At 72.8% G+C, this 1008-nt stretch carries 1 protein-coding gene; it reads left to right on the top strand.

Annotation, left to right across the window (positions count from 1 at the left end):
* Positions 1–24: 24 nt before the first annotated feature.
* Positions 25–1008: acetate/propionate family kinase (locus U9980_RS01445; RefSeq protein WP_322766356.1), on the top strand; the 984-nt coding region annotated here is incomplete at its 3' end.

The raw sequence follows: 1008 nt of genomic DNA, 5'->3' as shown, positions 1-1008 counted from the left end.
GACCCGTTGAGACTGGCCGGTGCCGTGAACGTCCTGGTGGTCAACGCGGGGTCGTCCAGCCTGAAACTTCGCCTCCTCGGGCCGGATGACGCCGTGCTGGCTGCGGTCGACCTCGGTGCCCGTGCGGGCCGCCCGGACCCGGACGAGGTCCGCACGGCGCTCGGTGACCTGACCCGGCTGGGCACACTGCGCGCGGTCGGGCACCGGATCGTGCACGGCGGAACAGCGTTCGTCGATCCGGTCGTCGTCACCGACCGGGTGACCAGGGAGCTGACCGCGCTGACCGCACTGGCGCCGCTGCACCAGCCGGCGGCGCTGGCGGCGCTGGCCCAGGTGCGAGCCGCGGTGCCCGACGTCGTGCAGGTTGCCTGCTTCGACACCGCCTTTCACGCCCGGATGCCACCCGCCGCGACCACCTACGCGGTGCCGGCGCACTGGCGTGATCATCTCGGCGTGCGCCGCTACGGCTTCCACGGCCTGTCCCACGCGTATGCGGCCCGGCGGGCGGTGGCGTTGACCGGCGGACGTCGGGTGGTCACGGCTCACCTCGGGTCGGGGGCATCGCTGGCCGCCGTCCGCGACGGTGTCGGTATCGATACGACCATGGGGTTCACCCCGTTGGAAGGTCTGGTGATGTCCACCCGTTCCGGCACGGTCGACCCGGGCCTGTTGCTGTGGTTGCAGACGTCGGTCGGCATGTCCGCGGATGATCTCACCGACGCTCTGTTCCATCGGTCGGGTCTGTTCGCGCTCGCCGGCACCGCCGACATGCGTGCCGTCGTCGACCGTGCCACCGCAGGCGAGGCCGACGGCTCGCTGGCCCTGGCGGTCTACCTGCACCGGCTGCGCGCGCAGATCGCGGCGATGGCCGCAGCCCTCGGCGGACTCGACACGCTGGTCTTCACCGGCGGCGTGGGGGAGCGCTCCCCGGTGGTGCGTGCCGGCGCGGTGGCCGGGCTCGGCTTTCTCGGCGTGGCTGTCGACCCCGCGCGCAACGAGGCCCATACC

The organism is Protofrankia sp. Cr1, from assembly GCF_963555865.1.
Lineage (GTDB): Bacteria > Actinomycetota > Actinomycetes > Frankiales > Frankiaceae > Protofrankia.
Note: the sequence above shows the minus strand (reverse complement) of the source record. Positions and strands in the feature narration are given on the sequence as shown.